The sequence below is a fragment of the Cytophagaceae bacterium ABcell3 genome (assembly GCA_030913385.1).
Classification (GTDB): domain Bacteria; phylum Bacteroidota; class Bacteroidia; order Cytophagales; family Cytophagaceae; genus ABcell3.
The window spans coordinates 202,706-225,608 of sequence record CP133159.1 but is presented as its reverse complement, the minus strand read 5'-3'; the positions used below and the strand labels follow the sequence as shown (position 1 = coordinate 225,608).

The window sequence follows — 22,903 nt, the reverse complement described above, 5'->3', positions numbered from 1 at the left end:
TTTCTGTGTTCAAATACTATTTCATCGAACGCATTATTTACAAGCGCACTCATTTTTAAATTTTTTCTAAAAGTTCTAAGTCTACAGGTGTAATATCTGTAATCGCATATCTTTTGATCTCACTGATATGCATCTCATCAAGTATATCCACCATATTTTTATATCTCGACTTCTCCATTGCCTTGATGACAACTACCATGTCAGGTACTTCGCTTTTCTTGGTTTGAAGAAGTTTTCTTATCCCTTTGCTGGAATAATCACTGACTTCTACCTTAGGGTCTTGAAGTCCCACATACCAATAGAGTTTGTTGTCTTCACCGAGTATTATGGTCAGAGCTTTCGACTCTTTTAAGTCCATAGTTTTATTGTCTTCGGTTTTGTCTGGCATGTTAACCTCCATCGTTTGAGGCTTGTTAAATGTAGTCGTTAACATAAAAAAAGTAATCAGGAGAAAGGCCAGGTCAACCATTGGAGTCATGTCCACCTTGGTTGACATCTTTTTGGTTTTTGATTTGTTCCTTTTTTTCCCTCCCCCTTCACCGGTGTTTACTTCAGCCATATTTTTTTAAGGTTTAAGTATTGTCAAAGTTTTAAAACTATTCAGGTTTTGCCTCCATGGTAGTGATCAGGTTGAACTTATTGATGTTCTGTTCCTGTAGTGTGGCAATTACCCTTGCTACCATGTCATAGTCAGAGTCTTTGTCACCTTTGATGGCAATTTTTATTTTAGGGTTTACGAGTCGTGCATGGTATACCCAGTCTTTGAGTTCGTTGACCATAGAGTCTACCGGTATGCCTTCTTGCAACTTGTCCCTTGCGTCTCCTCTTTCATGAAGTACTTGTTTTAATGACGAAACCGGTGTCCCGAAGGAAGGCATCAATGCAAACTCCCTAATTTCGTCTTCCGAAAATTGGATGTTATACTTTTTAGCCATTTTTTCCAACATTTCAGCCCTTGGCTTTTGGCCATCTATCCCAAAGTAAACACCGCCATCTTTGTCCACGGCAATGGTCATAATGTCAGTGTCAGGTAGTTTGATCTCTGAAACGGACGATGGAATGTCAACAGCTACAGCTTCTTGTGGCTTAAATTTGGTAGTTAGCATAAAAAAGGTAAGTAGAAGGAAAGCTACGTCGCACATAGCTGTCATGTCCATTGATATGCTTTTCCTTGGGACTTTTACTTTTGGCATTTTAACTAGTTTTAAAGTATTGATTGACCAACTTTTTCTTTTATGTCAGAATCTTCAGGTGCGTTTGCCTGGAAATTCTGTACAATGCTGAAGCCTATTTCGTCAATGCTATAGGTCAGCGTGTCTATTTTACTCGTAAATAGTTGTAAGATATAATAGCAAATGCTGAGCCAGAGATACCTAACGCTGTATTGATAAGCGCCTCGGATATACCGTTTGCAAGCGCTACAGCATCTGGAGATCCCGCTGTGGCAAGTGCCGCAAATGCTTTGATCATACCGACAACTGTTCCAAGTAGACCAACTAATGTTGCAATGGAAGCTAAAGTAGCAATTACTGTTAGGTTTTTTTCTAGCATAGGAAGCTCTAACGCTATTGCTTCTTCCATTTCTTTCTGAATTGCTAACACTTTTTGGTCCTTATTTAGTTTTTTATCGTTCAAAAGTATCTGATATTTATTCAAAACTGAATAAACAACATTACCAACAGATCCTTTTTGAGCCAGACATCTGTCTATGGCAGAAGGAATATTGTTTAAAGATAACCTTGTTTTTATATCTCTCAAAAAATTATCTAGGCTTCCTTTACCGAATGCCTTTCCTATGCTTAAATACCTTTCTAAAGAAAAGGTTAAAACCATAACAAAAAAGGACATCAATATAGGAACGATCAGACCTCCTTTATATATTATACCTAGCCAGTTTCCTTCTACTGGATGGTTGTCTGGGTTGCCGTCCACAAAATTTGAAGAATGGCCTAAAACCAGAAAGTAAAAGGTGTATGTTTTCCGGCGGGAATCCCTTGTAGAATGTAATCTCCACCAAGCTCTGTTAGTGTTCCTTTATTTAATTTGGGTATAGAGACATTGACATCGATTAAAGGCTCTCCGGTTTCTTTATCTGTTACGATTCCTTTAAGCATGCCTGTTTGAGCATAAGATAAGTGGGTTCCCATCAAGAAAGCTAAAAGTATTCCTGCTCGTTTAAGGAATACAGTGTAATGATTTTTCACAGAAATATTAATTTAGTTAATCCTGTGGCAAAGCTATTTCGCTTATATTAACGGGTGATTATTCCAATGTTAATTGATTGTTAAATAACTGGTTCTTTAAGTATGGTCATATTATTTAGCGGTTCAGTATAAAGCAGTTTTTTTAAAAGAGTGGTTACCAAAGAGGGAGAAAAGGAATATAATAATAACTTAGCACCTACGGTTGCAATAGTTTAGTCTTTTGTCATAGCTCACTTAGAATGAATATGTAATACTCAACCTGGGCTTATGTGGATGCGTACATGTTAAGATGGTTTGTATAAACTATACTGTCTTAAACCAGTTCTAAATAAAAGAGGCATTTTCAATTGAATCTGATAGGTTTTAGGTTGTTGGGAATGTAAAAGGACACTCAGATATGTAAAAGAATGGAGATTTTTGCCGTTGTACTTATTGCTTTTTTGTTTGGGATATGTAGTTCGCTGTATTGGGGAACTTCCTCTTCTGCAGCAATACTGAGACGTGTTGATGCCACCTTGAGGATGATGAAGCCTTTAAAGCCCGCCTATAGAAACTTGCTTAATAGGTATTTCCCATATTATGCAAAACTTGAACCTGCTAAAAAAAGGGAATTTGAGAAAAGGCTTAAATATTTTTTATTAAAAAAAGAATTTATTCCCAGAAACATGAAGCTGGTTACAGGAGAGATGAAACTTCTTATTGGTGCTTGTGCTGTACAGTTGACTTTTGGGTTTAAGCCACTCAAATTGGCACACTTCAATAAAATTGTTTTGTATCCGAGGGAATATTATAGGCAAAAGTCAAGACGTAGGTACAAGTTTAAGGGCGAGGTTAGCACCGAAGGGACTATAGTTTTGTCATGGGAAGATTTTCTGAAAGGTTATAGCATTTCTGATGATGGGTTTAACCTAGGGTTACATGAAATGGCTCATGCTTTAAGGTTGGAAGATGCTATTATGAACGATGAATATGCTTTCTTAGAGGTGAAAGACTTGCATCATTGGAACAGGGTTGCTTCTAAAGAGTTTTACCGGGTTAAAAACGGAGAATCTTCTTTCTTAAGAGCCTATGCCGGTACCAATATGGAAGAGTTTTTTGCGGTTTGTGTAGAACAGTTTTTTGAGCAGCCTTGTGATTTTAGAAGTACTCTGCCGGTTTTATACAAAGCCACCGTAAGGTTGCTGAGACAGGATCCTTGCGAAGGTAAATATTCGCCAGCGGTTTAAAAGTTGTATATGTAGTGGAGAAAAGCTTGCAGGCAGCCTACCGTTTCCTGCTCTTTTTCAAACATGCCCATATGGCCGGTGTCAGAAAGTACGTGCAAAAAGGACTCTTTGGGCAATGTGCATTGTTGCAATATTTTCTCAAGTGGAGCCGCATTGTCTTCTTTGCCAGCTATAAACAAAACCGGTGCATCTATGGCTTTAAGGACATGTGTTCGGTCTGGGCGGTCGCGCATGGCGGCAGCGGCAGCCATTATGCTTTGTGGTGCAGTATTTTTGACCATCTTGTTGACCTCTGTCACATAAGGCTCTTTGCGATTGTCGAGCGAAAAAAGTGGGGCTACAAAAGAGTCCGCAAAAGCGTTTACCCCATGTTTCTTTATAAATGATATAGTTTTGTTCCTAGCCTCTTTTTTCTCGTTCGTATCTGCAAAGGCGGAGGAGTGAAATAAACAAATCCCTTTAAGTGTCTCTGGGTATTTTTCTGCAAAAGCAAGAGCTACATAGCCTCCCATTGAATGTCCGGCCATTACGCACTGTCCGATATCCAGATAGTCTAAAAGCTGTTTTATTTCTATGGCCATAGATTCCATAGAAATGCTTTGTTCGGGAAGTGGTGAATTGCCATGGCCAGATAAGTCTGGGGCTATGACCCTAAATTCATTTGATAGTTTTTCTATAAACTTATTCCACAGTGTTTTGTCTTCACAAAAACCGTGGAGCAGCACGATTACAGCTCCAGAGCCTTTGTCGACATAAGAAAAAGTAGTATTGGACATAGTTTAAGAAACGATGGCGCCAGCTTTATGGACCATTAGCTTTTTAACGGCACTTGCAATACCCTCAGGATGATAACCGCACTCTTTGTGCAATTCTTTTTGCTCGCCGTGTTCAATATATTGGTCTGGAATGCCTAGCCTCACCACTTTAGCAGAATAACCATTGTCTGCCATAAATTCTAGTATGGCACTTCCAAAACCACCTGGTAGGCACCCATCTTCTACGGTAATAATTTTACTAAATCGGTTAAAAATATTGTGCAGCAGTCTCTCATCTAAAGGTTTTGCAAAACGCATATCATAGTGTGCTGGATTGAGGCCTGTCATACTTAGAAGCTTAATTGCCTCAACGGCATAGTTGCCTACATGTCCAATGGTTAATATTGCCACCTCTTCGCCTTGTTTGATAAGTCGTCCTTTTCCCGGTTCTATTTTTTTGAAAGGCGTTTTCCATTCAGGCATAACACCTTGGCCTCTAGGATATCTTATACAATACGGCCCACTGTTTTCAAGTTGGGCGGAGAACATCATGCTTCTTAGTTCAGACTCGTTCATAGGTGCGGCCACAACTAAATTAGGAATGCACCGCATATAAGCTAAGTCATAAGCACCGTGATGGGTAGGGCCATCGGCACCGGCAAGTCCTGCACGGTCAAGGCAGAAAACAACCTGTAGGTTTTGTAAGCAAACATCATGAATGACCTGGTCATAGGCCCTTTGCATAAATGTTGAATAAATATTGCAGAAAGGTACCAAGCCTTTGGTTGCTAAGCCAGCAGAAAAAGTTACGGCATGTTGCTCTGCAATGCCAACATCAAAAGCCCGATCTGGCATCTCTTTCATCATGAGGTTCAGAGAACAGCCAGAAGGCATTGCAGGGGTTACCCCCATTATTTTTTCATTCTTTTCGGCCAGCTCGATGATAGTTTTGCCAAATACATCCTGATATTTTGGTGGCTGGGGTTTGTCATACACTTTAGTCCAGATCTCACCGGTTACTTTGTCAAACTTTCCGGGTGCATGCCAGCGTGTTTGATCTTTTTCTGCTAAAGAAAACCCTTTTCCTTTCTTGGTTATACAATGAAGGATTTTTGGGCCTGGTATGTTTTTCAGGTCTTTCAATACACTAACAAGGTGGCTGATGTCATGGCCATCCACTGGTCCAAAATATCTCAGGTTCAGAGATTCAAATAAGTTGCTGTGCTTTAAAAGGCTGGCTTTTACAGCATTTTCTATTTTAGAAGCGATGACCTGCGCATTAGGACCGAATTTGCTAATTTTTCCTAATACATTCCATACTTCATCGCGCATCTTATTATACGTATGAGAAGTGGTAATGTCTGTAAGGTATTGCTTTAGCGCTCCTACATTAGGATCAATGGCCATGCAATTATCATTGAGAATGATAAGTAGATTGGAATTTGAAACCCCGGCATGGTTCATGGCTTCAAATGCCATTCCAGCAGTTAAAGCACCATCGCCTATCACTGCTATATGTTGTTTGTCTTTTTCGTTTTTGTACTCTGAAGCTACAGCCATTCCCAAAGCGGCAGAAATAGAGGTGGAAGAGTGCCCAACGCCAAAAGCATCGTAAATGCTTTCAGACCTTTTGGGAAACCCAGAGAGGCCGTTGTACAACCTGTTGGTATGGAACTGTTTTTGCCTTCCTGTCAATATTTTATGGCCATACGCTTGGTGTCCCACGTCCCAAACCAGCATATCTTCAGGCGTGTTGAAGACATAATGCAAGGCAACGGTTAGTTCTACTACGCCAAGACTTGCCGAAAAATGCCCTCCATAGACAGAAACATTGTCTATAATAAATTGTCTTAACTCGGTGCAAAGCTGGAAAAGCCTTGACTCATCTAAGTTTCGAAGATCCACAGGTGTGTCGATCGTAGCAAGTAGTTTTCCGGGTGTAATCAAGGCTTGTAACTTATAATGAAAAAACTGTTAACGTTCAGACTAATCCAATAACAAATATAAATAATTATTTGTTTTTTCCATACCCTCGCCAGTTTACCTCTTGGCTTTTTAACTTCTTAGGTTTTCTTGATAAAATGTGGAAAATAGTGATTGTAAGCACGAATTTTTAGTTGTATATTTACTTTGTGAGCTTTGAAATTCAACTACCATTATTTAAGGGTCCTTTTGATTTATTGCTTTTCTTTATTGAAAGGGACGAGCTAGATATTCATGATATTCCTATATATCAGATAACTAATGATTTTCTGGATTATTTGAATAAGCTGGAACAGATGAATATAGAAGTGGCCAGTGAGTTTATTCTGGTTGCTGCCACACTTATGCGTATTAAGGCGAAAATGTTGCTGCCTCGCCCAGAGCTTGATGAAGCCGGAAACGAGATTGACCCAAGAGAAGAGCTAGTTGCGCACTTGCTTGAATATAAAAAATACAAATCGGTTATTCAGGAACTTTCTGCTCTAGAACTAGACCGTCTGCAAAAAGAAAAGCGGGGCAATGTTAACAGGGAGCTTAAGAATTTGGCTGCATTTTCTAATGTGGAAGCTGAACTTCAAGATTTAGACCTCTATAAACTGTTAAAAGTGTATGAAAAGGTTATTAACCGGTTTGAACAGGAACAAAATAAGCCTACGCACTTTGTCGAACAGTACCCTTATACGATAGAAAGTCAAAAGGAAATGCTGATGGATAAACTTAAAGATGCTTCTCGTTTATCTTTCAGTGAAATTATATGTATCAAAAAAGAAAGAATGGCGGTCATTTATAACTTTCTCGCAATTTTGGAGCTTCTTCAATACCAAAAAATTATGATCCATTTGGGAGAAGGGTTTAATAATTTTTGGATTGAAAAACTGGAGGAGTCAGAAGTGACTGTTTGACCTCCCCAGAAATAGGTTAATATCCGTTTGAAACCCTGTTGTACAGAAGCTGCATTAATGTATTGTTTCTTCCCAGATTTTGCTCAATACCTTCTTTGATTTGTTCACTGCTTTGTATAAAAGAATCTTTTTCCGTAAGCTCTTCATGGCAATGTTCGATCAATTTTTCTATACTCTTTTCTGTAGACTCTAAGTGAAACTGTAAAGCCAATACTTGATTTTTGTACACAAAACCTTGGTGTTGGCATACCTCACTGCTGGCAATGTTTGTTGCACCTGTAGGGATATCAAAGGTGTCGCCATGCCATTGAAAAACTTTTTCATCTTTATTAAATCCTTGAAAGAGGGGAGAGGCTAGTGCTTTTTCGGTCAGTGTTATGTTGTGCCAGCCTATTTCTTTATGTGCGTTTTTATATACTTTGGCGCCTAAGACATCCGCTATTAACTGGGCGCCAAGGCAGATGCCTATCACTTTTTTCCCTTTGGCAATTGCTTTCTCAATGAACTGCTTTTCTTGGACCAGCCAAGGGTACTTCTTGTCGTCACATACGCCCATGGGGCCTCCCATGATAATCAACATTTCACAGATATCAATAAATGGAAGCCTGTGGTCTTCATAAAATTTGGTGGCCGTAACTTTGTTCTCCGGCGATTTAACCCAACTCTTCATGCAACCTAAGCCCTCGAAGGGTACATGTTTGAAGTAATGTATGTTCATCGTATTAAAAAAAATCGCTGCAAATTAACATAAAATTACCATTGCACACCATGCACTTTCTAGAATGACAGTGATTATTGCAGGAAATTTAATGATTCTGCATTTATTTTTTCTGTGGTCTCAACCGGAATGGTTTTGCTGAATATCATGCTCTTTACTTTTATGTCGCCTTTAAGGGTCAAGTCGGCTTCACCCTTGGCAAATATGCCAATGAGCATAGGAAGGTTTTTGGTAATGTTTCCTAAATCCGCTTCGGCATGAAGAATATATGTCGTGTCTGACTTGGCAGGAATTACTACCTTCCCTTCGTTTAATATGTTGCCAATCGGCTTATTGTTTAACAAGACATCGAGGTGATGGTCTGTTACTGTGAATTTACGCTTATTTGGATTGTGCAGCTTTATAGCGACTTCTACATTAGCTTTTCCACGGCTTAGTTTTTCTAATTGTACGTATTCAACCTCTCTAAACTCTACCGGTTTTAGTGGTTGACATGCGAATAAAAATGGAATAAGGGCGAAGAGTATTACAACAATTTTTTTCATTTTTTATCTTGTTCTTTGTTTGAACCTAAAAAAAACCTTTTGGGTTCATAATCTTTCTTTGCAAAGTATTCACTTTTTGTAAGGAATGCTTTATATTTGGCATCAAATTTACCACATAAATATCAATCCAATGGTCGTATTAGGTGTTATATTAACTGTTGTCGGTTTTATTGCAGGTGTTGGCGGAGGTCTTGTATTGTCAGATGCTTCAGCTATGATCAAAGAAGATGGTCAGGTTGATAAAGAAAAAGAAACAAAAATTGCCGTCTTCATTTCTATATGTGCGATAATGATTATTGTCGGCACGCTTATGTTTGTTAGAAATTATGTATAGCAATAATTAGGGGGTATAGGTATTTATTTATACCCCTATTTTATTCTGTATAATAAACTCTTTTTACCCTTTCTCCTACACCAGTGAGAACCTCATAAGGTATTGTGCCAGCTTGTTTTGCTAGGTCTATAATACTTGGGTTTTCTCCAAAGATGATGACTTCATCTCCTTCGTTGGCTTCCGTGGCAGATATGTCTACCATGGTCATGTCCATGCACACATTGCCTATTACCGGACAAAGTTTGCCCTTGATATTTACTCTTCCTATTCCATTGCTAAAACGCCTGTCAAAGCCGTCTGCGTAACCTATTGCTATTGTTCCTATACGAAGGTCTTTCTCCGCTTTTCCCTTTCGCCCATATCCTATGGTATCGCCTTTAGAGATATGTTTGACTTGAGAAATAATGGTTTTTAGGGTCGCTACAGTTTTTAATTTTTCTTGTTCTTTACCGCTTGACTCTATGCCATACAGCCCAATGCCTAAACGTACCATGTCAAACTGCCCTTCAGGGTACCTTAGCGCTCCTGCTGAATTGCAAATATGCTTCAGGAAAGGGTAGCCCAAGCCTTCTTCTAAAGAGGTCGTTATCTTATTAAAAGCATCTATCTGCTCATAGGTAAACTCCTTAAAGCTGATATCGTCGGCTGCTGCCAAATGTGAAAATATGCTGGCTACTTGCACATAGTCCTTCGCATTGCGCAAGATATTCAGTAACTGGATGTGTTCATGATCTTCAAAGCCAAGCCTTCGCATTCCCGTGTCTATTTTTATATGAATAGCGGAACGGAGGTTGTTGCTTTTTAAGAAATTCAGGAATTCATTTAAAATATAAAAATTATAAAGTTCAGGCTCCAGTTTATATTGAATAAGTGTATGAAAAGTTTCGGGAGCGGGGTTCATGACCATAATGGGTGTATGAATCCCGTTGTTTCTTAGCTCTGCTCCTTCATCTGCGTAAGCTACAGCGAGATAGTCTACGTTGTGAAATTGAAGCATATTGGCCGTTTCGAAACTTCCACTTCCATAAGCAAAAGCTTTTACCATGGCCATCACTTTGGTTCCGGGTTTCAACCTGGTCCTGTAGAAGTTGAGGTTATGGGCCAGTGCATCTAAGTTTATTTCCAGTACTGTCCCATGGGTTTTTCGCTGTAGCAGTTGGATGATGTTTTCAAACTTAAACTTTCGAGCACCTTTTACCAATATGGCTTCATCGGAGAAGTCTTTGGGCTGTATTTTGTTTAAAAAATCCTCAGTGGTGCTGAAGGTGCTTATATTTGAAAAATAGTGTGCATGCTTAGAGATTTCCGCGCCTATGCCTATTATTCTTTTTAGCCCTTTGTTATATAAAACCGAAGCAACTTCTTTATAAAGCTCTTTTTTGTTTATTCCTGACTCTGGAATGTCCGAAAGAATTAATGTTTTCTTACTTTTCTGTTTTTGGTTGATCAGAAAATCTACTGCCATAGATAGGCCTGCTAAATCATTATTGTAAGTGTCGTCTATGATATAGCAGTTGTTGATGCCTTGTTTTAGCTCAAGGCGCATGGGTATTTTTAGCAAGCTCTTTAGCCTATCCTTATAAGACTCCTGGTTCACTTTTAAATACACCATCAATGTGAGGCAGTGTAGGACATTTTCTATAGAGGCATCGTCGGTAAAAGGTATAGTGAGCGGGTATGACTTGCCTTTATAGGAGTATACAAGGTTTGTCTCTGTTGTGCTTTTGCGGATATTTTCAATAAATACGTCTGCATCCTGGCTTTTCAATGACCATGTAAACTTCTTGGTAGATATGCAGCAATTCTTTATCTCTTGGTCTATAATTGCGTGGTCTAAACAGTAGATTATTGTTTGAGCAGCATGAAAGAGCTTTAGCTTTTCAATTACCTTTTCCTGCTGCGATGAGAAACCTTCGTCGTGTGCGGAACCGATGTTGGTGAAAATGCCAATGGTAGGTTGTATAACAGGTTGCAGCTTTTCCATTTCTCCCTTTTTTGAGATCCCTGCTTCAAATATGGCCAAAGTGTGTTGGGCATTGATTTGCCAAACAGATAAGGGTACGCCTATTTGGGAATTATAACTTCTAGGGCTTTTTAACAAGTTAAAGTCAGGCGATAAAAGTTGCGAGGCCCATTCTTTAATTATGGTTTTGGCATTGCTGCCTGTTATGCCTACGACGGGAAGGTTAAATTGACGCCTATGCCATGCTGCAATTTTTTGTAATGCTTCTACCGTATGTGCTACTTCTATAAAAGAAGCCTCTGGAAAAGAGTTGATGTTTTTAGAATGACCTTTTTGTACAATGAACAGTCTTATACCTTTCTTATAAATTTCTTCAATGTATTTATGTCCATTGTTGCGTTCGCCAGGAATAGCAAAAAAAAGTGCATTTTCTGATATAATCAGTCTTCTACTATCAAACAATAAATGTTTTACAGCCTTGTCTTCTCCTAGCTGCGCAATCGATCCATTGACTATGTTAGGTAATTGACTGAATAATAGCATTGATTTTTTACAATGTGAAAAAATACTTAATGAACAGGCTCTTCAGCTGTTTCAGGCTCTTGACTAGATTTTGCTTGGGTCAGCCCCTCTACTTTTTTATAAATGGCTAGCAATATAATAGTTGATATTAACGCATATACGCCAAGCGTGAAGTAGGCCCAAGTAACATTTGATCCATTGGTGAAGAAAGGAAGGGCAAATGCAGCGATAAATACTGTTCTGATAATGGTAGTATAAACATTGAACATGCTGTGCACTCTCCCATTAATTTCATTAGGGACTAATGTAAAGATATAAGAAACTCTGAAAATTCTTGACCCAGAGTTGGCGAACCCAAACACAATAGAATAGATGTAGAAAACCCAAACATCTTTGGTAAAAGAAATAACAAAAAGGAATATGGTGGTCAATGCCGTGAGTATAATAATAGACTTTGGTATGGAAGATTTCTGTAAGAGCTTACCGATGATAAAACCAGAAATTAGGGATCCACAGCCAAACATAAATTTAGATGCCCCCAAAACATCTCCTTCCATGCTTAGGTGGTTTTTAACATATAAAGGGATGAGTGAAAACATCTCTATGAGGCCTACAATAAAAATGGTATAGGAGCAAACACCAAACAGTGTCACAATTGGGTTTTTCTTTAAGTAATTGTACCCTGTCCGCAGTCTTTCCAACAGAGGCCCTTCGTCATAATCTACTACAGTCTTTATAGGTACATATTTTATGAAAATGATCAAAATAAAGGAAAGCATGTAGGTAAAGCCATCCATCAAGAATATTTCGTGTATTTCCCATCTGTCTATATTAATGGGTATATGGACGGCTGTATTGAAAAGCTCAAAATTGATTTCCGTATGAAGCCCTTTTAAAAGGATAGCCCCAAGTGCGGAAGCCGCAATCGTTGATGTTTGACCGACAATTTCAATATAAGAAGTTACCTTTGTGTAATCTTTGGGTTCGGTAATTTCTTGGGCAAAAGCGTATAGGTTTGGGTAATGTATATAATACCCAAAGAAAGTGCTGGTAAATACCATCATTATGAGGGCAGAGGGGAGTACCCCTTCTTTAAAGCCTAAAGAGGCAATAGAAATGATAATAAGGCCAGAAATGAAGTTGGTGCCAAGGAATACATCTTTTCTGTTGAAACCATCTACTATGGTACCTGCATATAGGCCCCAAAATAAAGACGCGAGTGTGATAATGGCATAGTAGATGCTAAAGGTTCCTCCCATATGATGATCGGCAAAGTACCATGGTATAGCGAGCATGGTAATCCCCTGCGCAAACCCTGAAACGCCGTCAGCAAGAAAGAGGAGGAAAAAAGCTTTTTTATTTTTCAACTATATATAACTTGTCTTTGTAAAATTAACAAAATGACTTTCCATAAAAAACAAAAAGTTCTCAGTAAGAACGATGTTTTACAGAAAATATTAAAGTATTGTACCTGGCGCGAACGCTCTATGCACGAAGTGCATACAAAGTTAAAGCAGTATGCGTTGAAAGCCAATGATATTGAGGAAATTATATCATTTATTTCTGATGAAGGCTTTGTCAACGATGAACGCTTCTCTAAAATATACGCTGGTAGTAAGTTCAGGTTGAGCAAATGGGGCAAAAATAAAATCAAGGCTGGTTTGTTTGCTAAGGGTGTGTCCGGTACTTTGGCAGAAAATGCTATAAATGAAGAGATTGAAAAGGAGGAATACTATCTCTGTTTGAAAGAACTTTACCAGAAAAAGCAAGCTGAAGTTGCTTTGAAAGAAGGCCTTTCTGCTATAGATATAAAAAACCGGGTTTTTAGGTATTTACTGGGAAAAGGCTATGAAATGGAACTGATATATGAAGTAGAAAAGGAATTGTAAGTTGACGTTTTTACGTTTTACTCATTGCAATATTCCTCAAGACCTGGCATATCTGTGTTTGTGCCAAGCTCTTTTGCCCGCTTGATATCTTCACAGGCTCCTAAGGTATCGGTGTTGGCTATATACGTTTTGCTTAAACCTCTCATATAATAAGCGTCTCCATTTTCTGGCATAAGCTCTAGAATATGGTCATAGTCTTCGATGGCTTTTTCATACTTTTTCAAAAGGTACCAAATGTCGGCTCTTTTGGCCCTGGCGTCTTCGTCGTTCGGGTTTATGTTCAATGCTTTTGAATAAGACTCAGCTGCCATTTCGTAGTCTTTCATTTCATAATATAGGTCAGCCATATATATCCATGCGTAAAAGTTTTCTGGCTCAGCTTCCGTAGCTTTGTTGAAGTCTGTAAGTGCTTCTTTTTCGCTGTCCATAAGCAAATTGAGCATTCCTCGGAATATGTATGCCTCAGCGTAAAAGGGATTGAGCTTCAAACAAGTGTTAATGTCATTATACGAACCGTAATAGTCACCTGTACGGCTTTTTGAAACAGCTCTGTACAGATAAAGTTTATACATCTCCTGATCTTTCTTTTTTGTACTGTTAATGGCTTTGTCAAAAGCGGGCACTGCTTTTTCATAGTCCTCACTTTTATAAAGCTCCATTGCTTTTTGGGTGTAGGTTCCCTTCTTTTTTTTCTGAGCCACGCAAATGTGACAGGAGACTATCAGTAAAAAGGCTAAAAATATTTTTAAATATGGAATGATTCGCATAGTCTATTAACGAAAAGAGAACTGAAAATTACTTTTCTAAAACTCAGAATATAAAATAGAGTTTGCCATAAGTTGTAAAAGTTCAGCCTGGAATACTTCATGACGAAATCTATCGCATATTTCAGGTAGAAGAAATCATGCTTTCACAATTTTAGTAGCAAATACCGGGCTGGATTAATATAGCAATAAAAAAAACAGGATTCCAGTTTTCTGAAACCCTGTTTTAAATAGTTTAAAGGATTCTATTAAGAATTAACGCCTTCTTCCTGAAAAAATAGTCCTTCATTTAGAAGGTTTAAGGCTTCATTTTTCTGCTCTGTTTTAACCAGAATAGAAATATTGTTTTTGCTACCGCCATATGATATCATCCTTACCGGAACATCTTCCAGGGAGTCAAATATCTTTCTGACAATACCTTTTTTCTCAGCAAGGAAATCACCGACAATACAAATAATAGATTGTTCGGTTTCTACTTCTACCCAGCAAAACTCTTGCAGCTCATTTTTTATTTGCTCCAGGTGTTTGTCGTTGTCTATTGTCAATGATACAGCTACCTCAGAAGTAGTAATCATGTCAATAGGAGTCTTATACTTTTCAAATATTTCAAATACCTTTTTAAGAAAACCATACGCAAGGAGCATTCTTGCTGACTTGATCTTAATAGCTATGATATTGTCTTTTGCAGCAATGGCTTTTACTTCCTTAGGCGCACTTTGGTTAGCTATGACTGTACCTTTGGCTTCAGGCTCCATGGTGTTTAACAATCTTACCGGTATGTTGTATTTCTTTGCAGGTAAAATAGTTGAAGGGTGAAGAATTTTAGCTCCGAAATAAGCTAGTTCTGCCGCCTCGTCAAAAGTTAGCTCAGAAATAGGGAATGTCCTTTTGACAATGCGTGGGTCATTGTTATGCATTCCACTGATGTCTGTCCAAATTTGAACTTCTTCCGCTCTAATAGCTGCTCCGGCCAAAGATGCCGTATAGTCGCTTCCGCCTCTTTTCAGGTTGTCTATTTCTCCTTTATCATTTTTGCATATATACCCTTGGGTAACAAATATTAGGTTGTCAGGGTATTTGTCAATCAAACGTTGAAGGTTCTCTTCTATGTATGGAAGAACAGGTTCAGAGTTTTCGTCTGTTTTCATAAACTCAAGGGCAGGCAAAAGCACAGACTTTTTACCCTGTTCTTGGAGATATTCATGAAAGAGCTTTGTGGAGATCAGTTCACCCTGTGCCAATACTTGCCTTTCTTCTTTTTCAGTAAATTTTTTTTCTAAAAGGCTTTTGATGAAGCTGTGGTGTTCTTCAATTATTTCTTTCCCTTTATTCAATGCCTCTTCGGTAGAATAAAGGTTTTTTAAGAACTCCTGATAGGGGCCGAAAAGATTCTCAATAGCTTCAGCGGCGGCAGGTTTGTCTTTTTTCAAAAGTTTGTCAGAGATATCAACCAGTTTGTTGGTTGTGCCTGATACCGCTGATAAAACCACTAGTTTCCTTTCTGAATCAGATATAAGGCGGGCAACAGATTGCATTCTTTCAGGTTTCCCTACAGATGTTCCGCCAAACTTTAGAACTTTCATTACTGATATGATGATTTAACTGTTATTGTTATTAAAAACCGAGCATTTTTATTGCCGTTATGGCCGCTTCGTCACCTTTGTTGCCATGTTTTCCTCCGGCCCTGTCTATAGCCTGTTGTTGGTTGTCGGGAGTAAGTACACCAAAAATGACCGGCTTGTTGAATTTGAGACTCACATCTGTAAGCCCTTTGGCTACGGCATGGCAAATGTAATCATTATGTTTGGTTTCTCCTCGTATTACACAGCCAATACAAATTACTGCGTCCACATCGTCTCTTTGCGCTACCCATTGGGCACCCATAGTAAGTTCAAAGCTGCCAGGTACAATTTTGCTAATGATGTTTTCTTCTTTAGCGCCATGTTTGAGCAAGGTGTCCTTGGCGCCAGCATATAAAGCTTCCGTAATTTCGGAGTTCCACTCTGCTACAACTATAGCAAAGTTTTTTTCTGAAATATTGGTAAGGCCTTTGTTAGAGTAGGTGCTGAGGTTTTTGAGGGAAGTGGCCATGTGTTTATACTAAAAAAAGGGATAAGGTTTTGAAGCCTTATCCCCTATATTAAAAGGATTCGTTTTTATTGATTGCTGGCAAGTGTTTCTGCTCTTGCTTTTAGTTTTTTAGCATCATTAAACTCTTGAGACCTAGGGTATTTGCTGATTATTCTATCATACATCCCTACTGCTGAACTAAAATCGTTTTTCAGTTCAAAGGCCAAGGCCGCTTTCATGATATAGTTTGGAGTAAACTGCTCATTTGGTTTATAGTCAGCCGCTTTTTTGTAATAACTTACAGCCTGCTCAAAGTTTTCTTGTTCCATGTAGGCATCTCCAATAAGTGAGTATGCTCTTGCCTGAAGCAAAAGGTCTTCAGAGCTGAACTGCTTAAGGTGCTTAATTGCATCGTCAAACTGGTTTTGCCTCATGAAGATGACTCCTGCATAAAAGTTTGCTAAGTTCCCAGCCTTAGTATTGCTATAATCGGTGGCAATATTTAATAACCCAGGGCTTCTTTCATTTCCATGGAGTGCTCTTTCTAGTGAGTCCGCTTCAAAATAAAAAACCGCAGGGAACATGGCTTGTTGCGCTTCTGCATTTTGCTGTTCGTTGTTGTGGTTATAAAATATCACACCAGCTACAGCCAACACAACAAGGCCAATAGCGCCTAGTATAAGGTTTCTGTATTTTGAAAGAAACTCTTCAGATTGCGAGAACGTGTCCTGTAGAGTCTCAGTGTTCTGAACTTTCTCAGATGTTTTTACTTTTTGCGGGTTGTTTGTCATTACTATAAATTATAAACAAAGTTTATTCTATGATAAAAGGATAATCTTCCTGTACATAGATGTCTTTGTAAGATTCACTAGCATCAGGGAATGATGACTTTTCAGCAAATTTTACAGATTCATCTACTGTTTTCTTTATACCTTTATCTATTCCTTTTAGTTCCTCTTCCGTTGCATATTTTTTAGAAAGAATAGTTGCTTTAACCTGCTCTATCGGATCCCTTCTTTTGTATTCTGCCAGTTCTTCTTTGGTTCTGTACTTAGCAGGGTCAGACATAGAGTGACCTTTGTACCTGTAAGTTCTGAACTCTAATAACGTAGGGCCATCGCCTTTTCTTGCTCTTTCTGCTGCTTGTTCTATCGCAATATGAACATTTTCTACACTCATTGCATCTACTGGCTCAGAAGGCATGTCATATGCACTTCCTAATTTGTATAGATCCGTCACGTTTGACGTTCTCTGTACCGAAGTACCCATTGCATAGCCGTTGTTTTCAATAATGAAAATCACCGGAAGCTTCCAAGTCATAGCCATGTTCAGGGTTTCGTGAAATGCCCCTTGACGAACAGCGCCATCTCCCATAAAGCAAAGACTAATATTTCCAGTCTTTTTATATTTTTCGGCAAATGCTAACCCTGCACCTAGAGGAACTTGCCCCCCAACGATACCATGCCCTCCTACAAAACCTTTTTCCTTGTCAAAGATGTGCATTGATCCGCCCTTACCTTTGGAAGAACCAGTTTCTTTTCCGAATAGTTCCGCCATGATTGCATTTGGGTCAGAACCTAGAGCAAGTGGCAATCCATGGTCTCTATATGCCGTTATCCATTTGTCTCCTTCGCGAGTTGCAGAAACTGCTCCTAACGCACAAGCTTCTTGTCCTATATATAAATGGCAAAAGCCTTTAATTTTTTGCTGGCCATAAAGCTGTCCTGCTTTTTCCTCAAATTTTCTAAGCAACTGCATCTTTTCATACCAGAACATATAGGTCTCTTTTGAAAATTTCTCTGAGGAGTCTACATTTGTTTTTGTCGTTTCTTTAACACTTGCCATATTATTAAGAGATAAGCTTTCTAATTTTTTTAATATGCGAAATTAAATAAATTCATCAAATATTCAAGAATTATTAATGTACCTTGAAAAATTAAATCTTCTAAATTTTAAGAACTACGATGAAGCCGAACTGGTTTTTTCTCAAGGGATCAATATTTTTACCGGCCCAAATGGCAGTGGTAAAACCAACATTCTTGATGCTATTTACTATCTGGCCATAACCAAAAGTGCTTTTAATGCGCAAGATGCCATGAGCATTAAAGAAGGTGAGAAATTCTTTATGGTCAATGGGGTTTTTAATAAAAATAACACTGCTTATAGGGTTGCTTGTTCTGTAAAACAAGGGCAAAAGAAAGTCGTTCAGGTAGATAAAGTTCCTTATGACAAAATTAGCAGCCATATAGGCAAGTTTCCGGTGGTTATTATTACACCGTATGATACCGATTTGATTAGAGAGGGAAGCGAAGGACGTAGGAAGTTTATTGATAATATGATTTCTCAAACAGATAGTTCTTACCTTTCTGTACTGCTGCAATATAACCATGTCCTAAAGCAGCGTAATTCTCTCCTTAAGCTTTCGGCTAGTAAGTCAGAGGTTCCAGACAGGAATCTGTTTGATATTTATGACCGCCAGTTGCTCGCCTTAGGCCAGGAGGTTTATCAGAAGCGAACAGCTTTTATAGCTGGTTTCGAACCAATTTTTTATGATAAGTACTTAGATATAGCCAATAATAAGGAGGAGGTTTCTTTGACATACAGTAGTCAACGGTCTGACCCTTATTTTGAGAAAAAATTTTATGATTCTTTTCAAAAAGATGTAATCCTGCAAAGAACCCGTATGGGCGTGCACCGCGATGATCTAATATTTTCCGTCAACGAGAAACCTGTAAAAAACTACGGGTCTCAAGGGCAGCAAAAGTCGTATGTTACCGCTTTGAAACTGGCACAATATGAAATGATTAAAAATATTTTGAACATTAAGCCCATATTATTGTTAGATGATATTTTCGATAAACTCGATGAGTTTAGGATATCTAAACTTTTGAAGATGGTTACAGAAGGTCAAGCCGGGCAAATTTTTATTACTGATGCCAGGATAGAGAAAAGCCGTTGGCTTTTTGACAAAATTAACGCTGAAATACGTATCTTTAAAATTAATAATGGAAAGGTTGAAGGCTTAATATGAAAAGAATTATAAATTCAGGCCGCAAGGCAGATACCTCCCCTCTCAAGGAATGCATAGAGGAGTTTCTTAAGAATTCCCCTATTAGCAAAAGGTATCAGGAAACAAGGATCACATCAAATTGGGAAAGAATTGTTGGGAAAACTATTGCTGCAAGAACAAGTGAAATCTTTGTGAAAAACCAGGTACTTTATCTCAAAATTAACTCTGCGCCTCTTAAAAGCGAGTTGTCTATGGCAAAGGCTAAAATGACCCAATTGATTAACAATGAATTGGGTGAAGAGGTCGTTAAAGAGATAGTATTTATTTAACAGGGTTTCTATGCGTAAGGCTTTATTTTTTTTGTTCTGCTTTTTTGTCGGATTCCAGTCAATTGCTTCTCATGAGGGAGGGCCGCAATTCATAGAAAATAAAGGCCAGTGGGACGAAAAAGTGCAATTTCTTACTGATGTTGTAGGAGGCCGTATTTTTTTTCAGAGGAATGAAATTACTTGGCTGTTTTATAATGTGCCAGAACACGTGCATACCGAGCAAAATAAACAGGATCATAAACACGGCAAACCTAATACCACTGAAGGATCAGACAGTGTGCAGGCCCATGCTTATAATGTGGTTTTTCAAGGTGCCAATGAACATCCTGTTGTTCAAGGAGAAGATGGAGGAGGTGGCTTTCCTCGCAACTACTTTCTAGGAAATGATACCTCCCGCTGGGCGTCTAGCGTGCACTCATATAATTCAATCAAATATGAAAATCTGTATGATGGAATTGATATGGTATATAAAGGTCATGCTGATAATTTGAAATATGACTTTGTTGTAGCTCCTGGAGCTGATCCGGCAAATATCAGTATGCTTTATAATGGAGCTGATGAAGTGCTTTTAAATGAAGGTAATCTGCAAGTATTTACTTCCTTAAGAACTGTTACCGAAAAAAAGCCTTATGCTTATCAGCTTATCGATGAAAAAGAGGTTGAGGTTAAATGTGATTTTGTAGTTATAGGCAACACGGTTTCATTTAGTTTTCCAGAAGGGTATGATGATGAATACCCTTTAGTTATAGACCCAGAAGTAGTTTTCTCTACGTATTCGGGCTCTCGTGCCGATAACTGGGGGTTCACAGCTACTTACGATGATGAAGGGCATGCATATTCAGGGGGCATTGTCTTTGGTTTGGGTTTTCCTACTACTCATGGGGCCTATTCTACTACTTTTGGTGGAAATGTAGATATTGCTATCCTTAAATACACTCCGAATGGCAGAAATTTAGTTTACGCTACCTATCTGGGGGGAGGCGATGCTGAAGTGCCGATAAGTATGGTGGTAAACGGCAAGGATGAGTTAGTAGTCATGGGCTTAACTTCCTCTCATAACTACCCTGTTTTGTCCAATGCCTTTCAAGTTGTCTTTGGGGGAGGGAGGCGCTATACTTTCCACTCTTTTTATGACTTTAATCAAGGTACAGATTTAGTTATCAATAAACTTTCAAGTAATGGTACTAGATTGCTAGCATCCACTTATTTGGGTGGTAGCGAAAATGACGGTATACTAAATACTGGAAGTTCTCTTGTACAAAACTATGGCGACCAGTTTAGGGGAGAGGTAATTGTAGACGCTGAGGATAATATATATATCGCCAGCCGTACTAACTCTTCGAACTTTCCTGTTAGTAGTCCTATTCAAGAAAGTCTGAGGGGCAGTGTTGATGCAATAGTTGTAAAATTGAATTCATCACTGACAGATATGTATTGGGGAACCTATTTAGGAGGGTCGGGGGTAGATGCCGCGGTTGGAATTCAGTTAGACTCTGATAACAATATTTTTGTTACCGGAGGAACGGCCAGTTCAAACTTTCCCATTGGCTCCGGTGGCTTTCGTCCGAGGCATGCAGGTTTTGTGGATGGCTTTGTGTTAAAAATCGCCAATGATGGTGGGCGTATTTTAGGAGGAACCTTTTTAGGGACTACTGCTTATGACATGTGTTTTTTTGTTCAGGTGGACGAGGACGATGATGTATATGTTTTAGGACAGTCAAGAGGAGACTATCCAGTGTATAATGCTGAATATTTCAATAGGAACAGCCGTCAGTTTATTCATAAGCTTAATAATAGTTTGCGTGGCCAGGTTTTTTCTACTGTAATAGGCTCTTCACAAAATAAAAATGATTTTTCTCCTACGGCATTTATGGTAAACCAGTGCAAACAAATGTATTTTTCTGGTTGGGGTGGGGGCAGTAATAACTCTCCCAATGCATATTTTAATGGCAATACTAATAACCTTCCCACCACATCAAACGCTTTTCAACGTACTACCAATGGTTCAGATTTTTATATTTCGGTCATAGATGTTGATGCTAGCGGGTTAACTTACGGTACATATGTTGGCGGGAGTGGCCATGACCATGTAGATGGAGGAACTAGTAGGTTTGACAATAATGGAGTTATTTACCAATCTGTGTGTAGCTGTGGAGGTTCAGAGAGCAATTTCCCGACTACGCCTGGTGTATGGTCGCCAAATAATAGAGCTACAGGGGCCAATGCGTGTAACAATGCCCTAATCAAGTTTAATGTGCAAGGTTTAAAAGCCGATTTCGAAGCAGACCCTGAAGAAGGTTGCGCCCCTTTGAGTGTTCGTTTTACCAATCAGTCTGTAGGGGCAACTTATTATTTCTGGAATTCAGGGGATGGGAGAGAACGATCTTCTCAACGACCAGATTTTAATCATACATATCATAACCCTGGTGTCTATGAGGCAACTTTAATTGCATATAACCCTAACTCTTGCGACCAATATGATACGGCCGTTAAGCATATTGAGGTTTTTAAACCTGATATTGACGAGGCAAAAGAGCATCATGTGATATGCTATCCAGATTCTGCCCACCTTAACCAAAACTATAAAGAAGAGTATTCTTATGAGTGGTCTCCTGGTAATACCCTGTCAAACTCCACTGTTCCAGACCCGTTTGCCTTTCCAGATACTGCTACTACTTATACGGTGTTGATTAAAGATGAGAATAATTGTGAAGGCTCTAAAGAAGTCTTTGTTGATGTTGCCAGGATAGACTCTAGCTTTTCTGTTGAGAATATCACGGATTGCAAAGGCCTGCCAAGAGGCGCTTTTCATAATGATAGTTATGGGCCTCTTCGCTTTACCTGGGATCTGGGAGATGGAAGTATAGTTAATGACCAGGAGCTTGAACATACATTTCCAGCTTTTGGAACTTACCATATTCAATTTACCGTAGAAAATGAACTTTGCTCTTGGACCGGTACAGATGAGTTAGACTTGCCAGAGGTTTTGGCTCCTAATCTGATTACACCTAATAACGATGGTAAGAATGACTTTTATGAGATTAAAGGGATGACTGAAAATTGGCGGTTCGATCTTTATAATAGATGGGGGGATCCCGTGTACTCTCATGAAAACTATGATAATACATTTGGTGGGGAAGGTTTAAGTGAAGGTGTATACTATTACCTGATAACTACACCACGAGGTGTTAAGTGTAAAGGGTGGTTGCATTTGATGAGATAATAAAGGAAAGTCATATATGATGAAATGGATAACTGGCCCAATGCCAAGATCAGATATCTACGAGCTATTTCTCTTTTCTTGCTTTACCTTACTTTTTCTTTTCTACCGTTTATGTTGTCGCTTAACCTAACAGCAGTTTATGCAATGACGCCCCTTCAGGGCTGTTTCAGACGCTATTAACCGTTTCTATAATCATATCGCCCCTTCGGGGCTCTAAATTAACCTGCATAGTTCAGTAGTGCCTATTTGTTATCGGCACCCACATGTATTTGAGTATACTCCTTTTTTGGAAAAATCAGAAAGGTAGAAGATTGTGGAGAAAGAGAAATAGGTAGCACAGGTCTATCTGAAATAATTCGTCAGCATCCAAAGACCTGACGGCTTTATAAAAGACCAACTGCACTTTATTGAATATAACGCCCCTTCAGGGCTGTTTTAGATGCTATTAATTGTTTCTATAATCATG

22 protein-coding genes are annotated in these 22,903 nt (G+C 38.8%); 7 read left to right on the top strand and 15 right to left on the bottom strand.

The window, feature by feature from the left end:
* Positions 1–55 precede the first annotated feature (55 nt).
* From RCC89_01075 to RCC89_01060, 4 genes are all read right to left on the bottom strand, one after another.
* Positions 56–559 carry a biopolymer transporter ExbD gene (locus RCC89_01075; protein ID WMJ71768.1) on the bottom strand — a complete coding sequence of 168 codons (504 nt, stop codon included), beginning with the start codon at positions 557–559 and terminating at the stop codon, positions 56–58.
* 37 nt (positions 560–596) lie between these two features.
* On the bottom strand, positions 597–1,193 hold the full coding sequence (locus RCC89_01070; protein ID WMJ71767.1) for a biopolymer transporter ExbD: 597 nt from the start codon (positions 1,191–1,193) through the stop codon (positions 597–599).
* A 124-nt stretch (positions 1,194–1,317) separates the two neighbouring features.
* Positions 1,318–1,932 (bottom strand): MotA/TolQ/ExbB proton channel family protein, encoded by a 615-nt coding sequence (locus tag RCC89_01065; GenBank protein WMJ71766.1) that lies wholly within the window; start codon positions 1,930–1,932, stop codon positions 1,318–1,320.
* Between the two features lie 17 nt (positions 1,933–1,949).
* Entirely contained in the window at positions 1,950–2,204 is a 255-nt protein-coding gene (locus RCC89_01060; protein WMJ71765.1) for a carboxypeptidase-like regulatory domain-containing protein, read from the bottom strand.
* A gap of 407 nt (positions 2,205–2,611) precedes the next feature.
* Between RCC89_01060 and RCC89_01055 the strand changes: the two genes are divergently transcribed.
* The gene (locus tag RCC89_01055; GenBank protein WMJ71764.1) at positions 2,612–3,430 is read left to right on the top strand and encodes a zinc-dependent peptidase; all 819 of its coding nucleotides are present in this window, start codon (positions 2,612–2,614) and stop codon (positions 3,428–3,430) included.
* Here the strand turns inward: RCC89_01055 and RCC89_01050 are convergent.
* Positions 3,427–4,206 (bottom strand): alpha/beta hydrolase, encoded by a 780-nt coding sequence (locus RCC89_01050; protein ID WMJ71763.1) that lies wholly within the window; start codon positions 4,204–4,206, stop codon positions 3,427–3,429. The two genes, RCC89_01055 and RCC89_01050, sit on opposite strands and share 4 nt — an antisense overlap.
* Before the next feature lie 3 nt (positions 4,207–4,209).
* Positions 4,210–6,132, bottom strand: coding sequence for a 1-deoxy-D-xylulose-5-phosphate synthase (gene dxs / locus RCC89_01045; GenBank protein WMJ71762.1), 1,923 nt, complete (start codon positions 6,130–6,132; stop codon positions 4,210–4,212).
* A gap of 185 nt (positions 6,133–6,317) precedes the next feature.
* On the opposite strand from dxs, the gene RCC89_01040 reads away from it, so the two are divergent.
* Complete coding sequence (locus RCC89_01040) at positions 6,318–7,070, top strand: segregation/condensation protein A (GenBank protein WMJ71761.1); 753 nt, start codon at positions 6,318–6,320, stop codon at positions 7,068–7,070.
* A gap of 16 nt (positions 7,071–7,086) precedes the next feature.
* On the opposite strand, the gene RCC89_01035 is transcribed toward RCC89_01040, so the two are convergent.
* Both RCC89_01035 and RCC89_01030 read right to left on the bottom strand, forming a co-directional pair.
* Positions 7,087–7,740 carry a type 1 glutamine amidotransferase gene (locus tag RCC89_01035; GenBank protein ID WMJ71760.1) on the bottom strand — a complete coding sequence of 218 codons (654 nt, stop codon included), beginning with the start codon at positions 7,738–7,740 and terminating at the stop codon, positions 7,087–7,089.
* Between the two features lie 122 nt (positions 7,741–7,862).
* Positions 7,863–8,333, bottom strand: a complete 471-nt coding sequence (locus RCC89_01030; protein WMJ71759.1) for an LEA type 2 family protein — start codon at positions 8,331–8,333, stop codon at positions 7,863–7,865.
* Positions 8,334–8,418: 85 nt separating this feature from the next.
* Here RCC89_01030 and RCC89_01025 point away from each other — a divergent pair, with 85 nt between their 5' ends.
* On the top strand, positions 8,419–8,667 hold the full coding sequence (locus RCC89_01025; protein WMJ71758.1) for a hypothetical protein: 249 nt from the start codon (positions 8,419–8,421) through the stop codon (positions 8,665–8,667).
* Positions 8,668–8,707: 40 nt separating this feature from the next.
* Here RCC89_01025 and RCC89_01020 read toward each other — a convergent pair whose 3' ends face one another.
* Together RCC89_01020 and RCC89_01015 are read right to left on the bottom strand one after the other, a co-directional pair.
* On the bottom strand, positions 8,708–11,173 hold the full coding sequence (locus tag RCC89_01020; protein WMJ71757.1) for a bifunctional UDP-N-acetylmuramoyl-tripeptide:D-alanyl-D-alanine ligase/alanine racemase: 2,466 nt from the start codon (positions 11,171–11,173) through the stop codon (positions 8,708–8,710).
* A gap of 26 nt (positions 11,174–11,199) precedes the next feature.
* Entirely contained in the window at positions 11,200–12,519 is a 1,320-nt protein-coding gene (locus RCC89_01015; GenBank protein ID WMJ71756.1) for an MFS transporter, read from the bottom strand.
* A 33-nt stretch (positions 12,520–12,552) separates the two neighbouring features.
* On the opposite strand from RCC89_01015, the gene RCC89_01010 reads away from it, so the two are divergent.
* Positions 12,553–13,041, top strand: a complete 489-nt coding sequence (locus tag RCC89_01010) for a regulatory protein RecX (GenBank protein WMJ71755.1) — start codon at positions 12,553–12,555, stop codon at positions 13,039–13,041.
* A 17-nt stretch (positions 13,042–13,058) separates the two neighbouring features.
* Here the strand turns inward: RCC89_01010 and RCC89_01005 are convergent, their stop codons facing one another.
* The 5 genes from RCC89_01005 to pdhA all read right to left on the bottom strand — a co-directional run bounded on the left by RCC89_01005 (position 13,059) and on the right by pdhA (position 17,720).
* A complete protein-coding gene (locus RCC89_01005; protein ID WMJ71754.1) occupies positions 13,059–13,808 on the bottom strand; it encodes a tetratricopeptide repeat protein in 750 nt (249 codons plus the stop codon).
* A gap of 245 nt (positions 13,809–14,053) precedes the next feature.
* Positions 14,054–15,388 (bottom strand): aspartate kinase, encoded by a 1,335-nt coding sequence (locus RCC89_01000; GenBank protein WMJ71753.1) that lies wholly within the window; start codon positions 15,386–15,388, stop codon positions 14,054–14,056.
* A 31-nt stretch (positions 15,389–15,419) separates the two neighbouring features.
* Positions 15,420–15,896 (bottom strand): 6,7-dimethyl-8-ribityllumazine synthase, encoded by a 477-nt coding sequence (gene ribH / locus RCC89_00995; GenBank protein WMJ71752.1) that lies wholly within the window; start codon positions 15,894–15,896, stop codon positions 15,420–15,422.
* A 65-nt stretch (positions 15,897–15,961) separates the two neighbouring features.
* A complete protein-coding gene (locus RCC89_00990; GenBank protein ID WMJ71751.1) occupies positions 15,962–16,666 on the bottom strand; it encodes a tetratricopeptide repeat protein in 705 nt (234 codons plus the stop codon).
* Between the two features lie 22 nt (positions 16,667–16,688).
* Positions 16,689–17,720 carry a pyruvate dehydrogenase (acetyl-transferring) E1 component subunit alpha gene (gene pdhA, locus RCC89_00985; GenBank protein WMJ71750.1) on the bottom strand — a complete coding sequence of 344 codons (1,032 nt, stop codon included), beginning with the start codon at positions 17,718–17,720 and terminating at the stop codon, positions 16,689–16,691.
* A gap of 76 nt (positions 17,721–17,796) precedes the next feature.
* Here pdhA and RCC89_00980 point away from each other — a divergent pair, with 76 nt between their 5' ends.
* From RCC89_00980 to RCC89_00970, 3 genes are read left to right on the top strand one after another with little or no spacing between them, the layout of a single operon-like run.
* Positions 17,797–18,906: a DNA replication/repair protein RecF gene (locus tag RCC89_00980; GenBank protein WMJ71749.1), complete on the top strand. Its 1,110-nt coding sequence runs from the start codon at positions 17,797–17,799 to the stop codon at positions 18,904–18,906.
* On the top strand, positions 18,903–19,214 hold the full coding sequence (locus RCC89_00975; GenBank protein WMJ71748.1) for a DUF721 domain-containing protein: 312 nt from the start codon (positions 18,903–18,905) through the stop codon (positions 19,212–19,214). Before RCC89_00980 ends, RCC89_00975 begins: the two co-directional genes overlap by 4 nt.
* Positions 19,215–19,224: 10 nt before the next feature.
* The gene (locus tag RCC89_00970) at positions 19,225–22,437 is read left to right on the top strand and encodes a PKD domain-containing protein (protein ID WMJ71747.1); all 3,213 of its coding nucleotides are present in this window, start codon (positions 19,225–19,227) and stop codon (positions 22,435–22,437) included.
* Positions 22,438–22,903 lie beyond the last annotated feature (466 nt).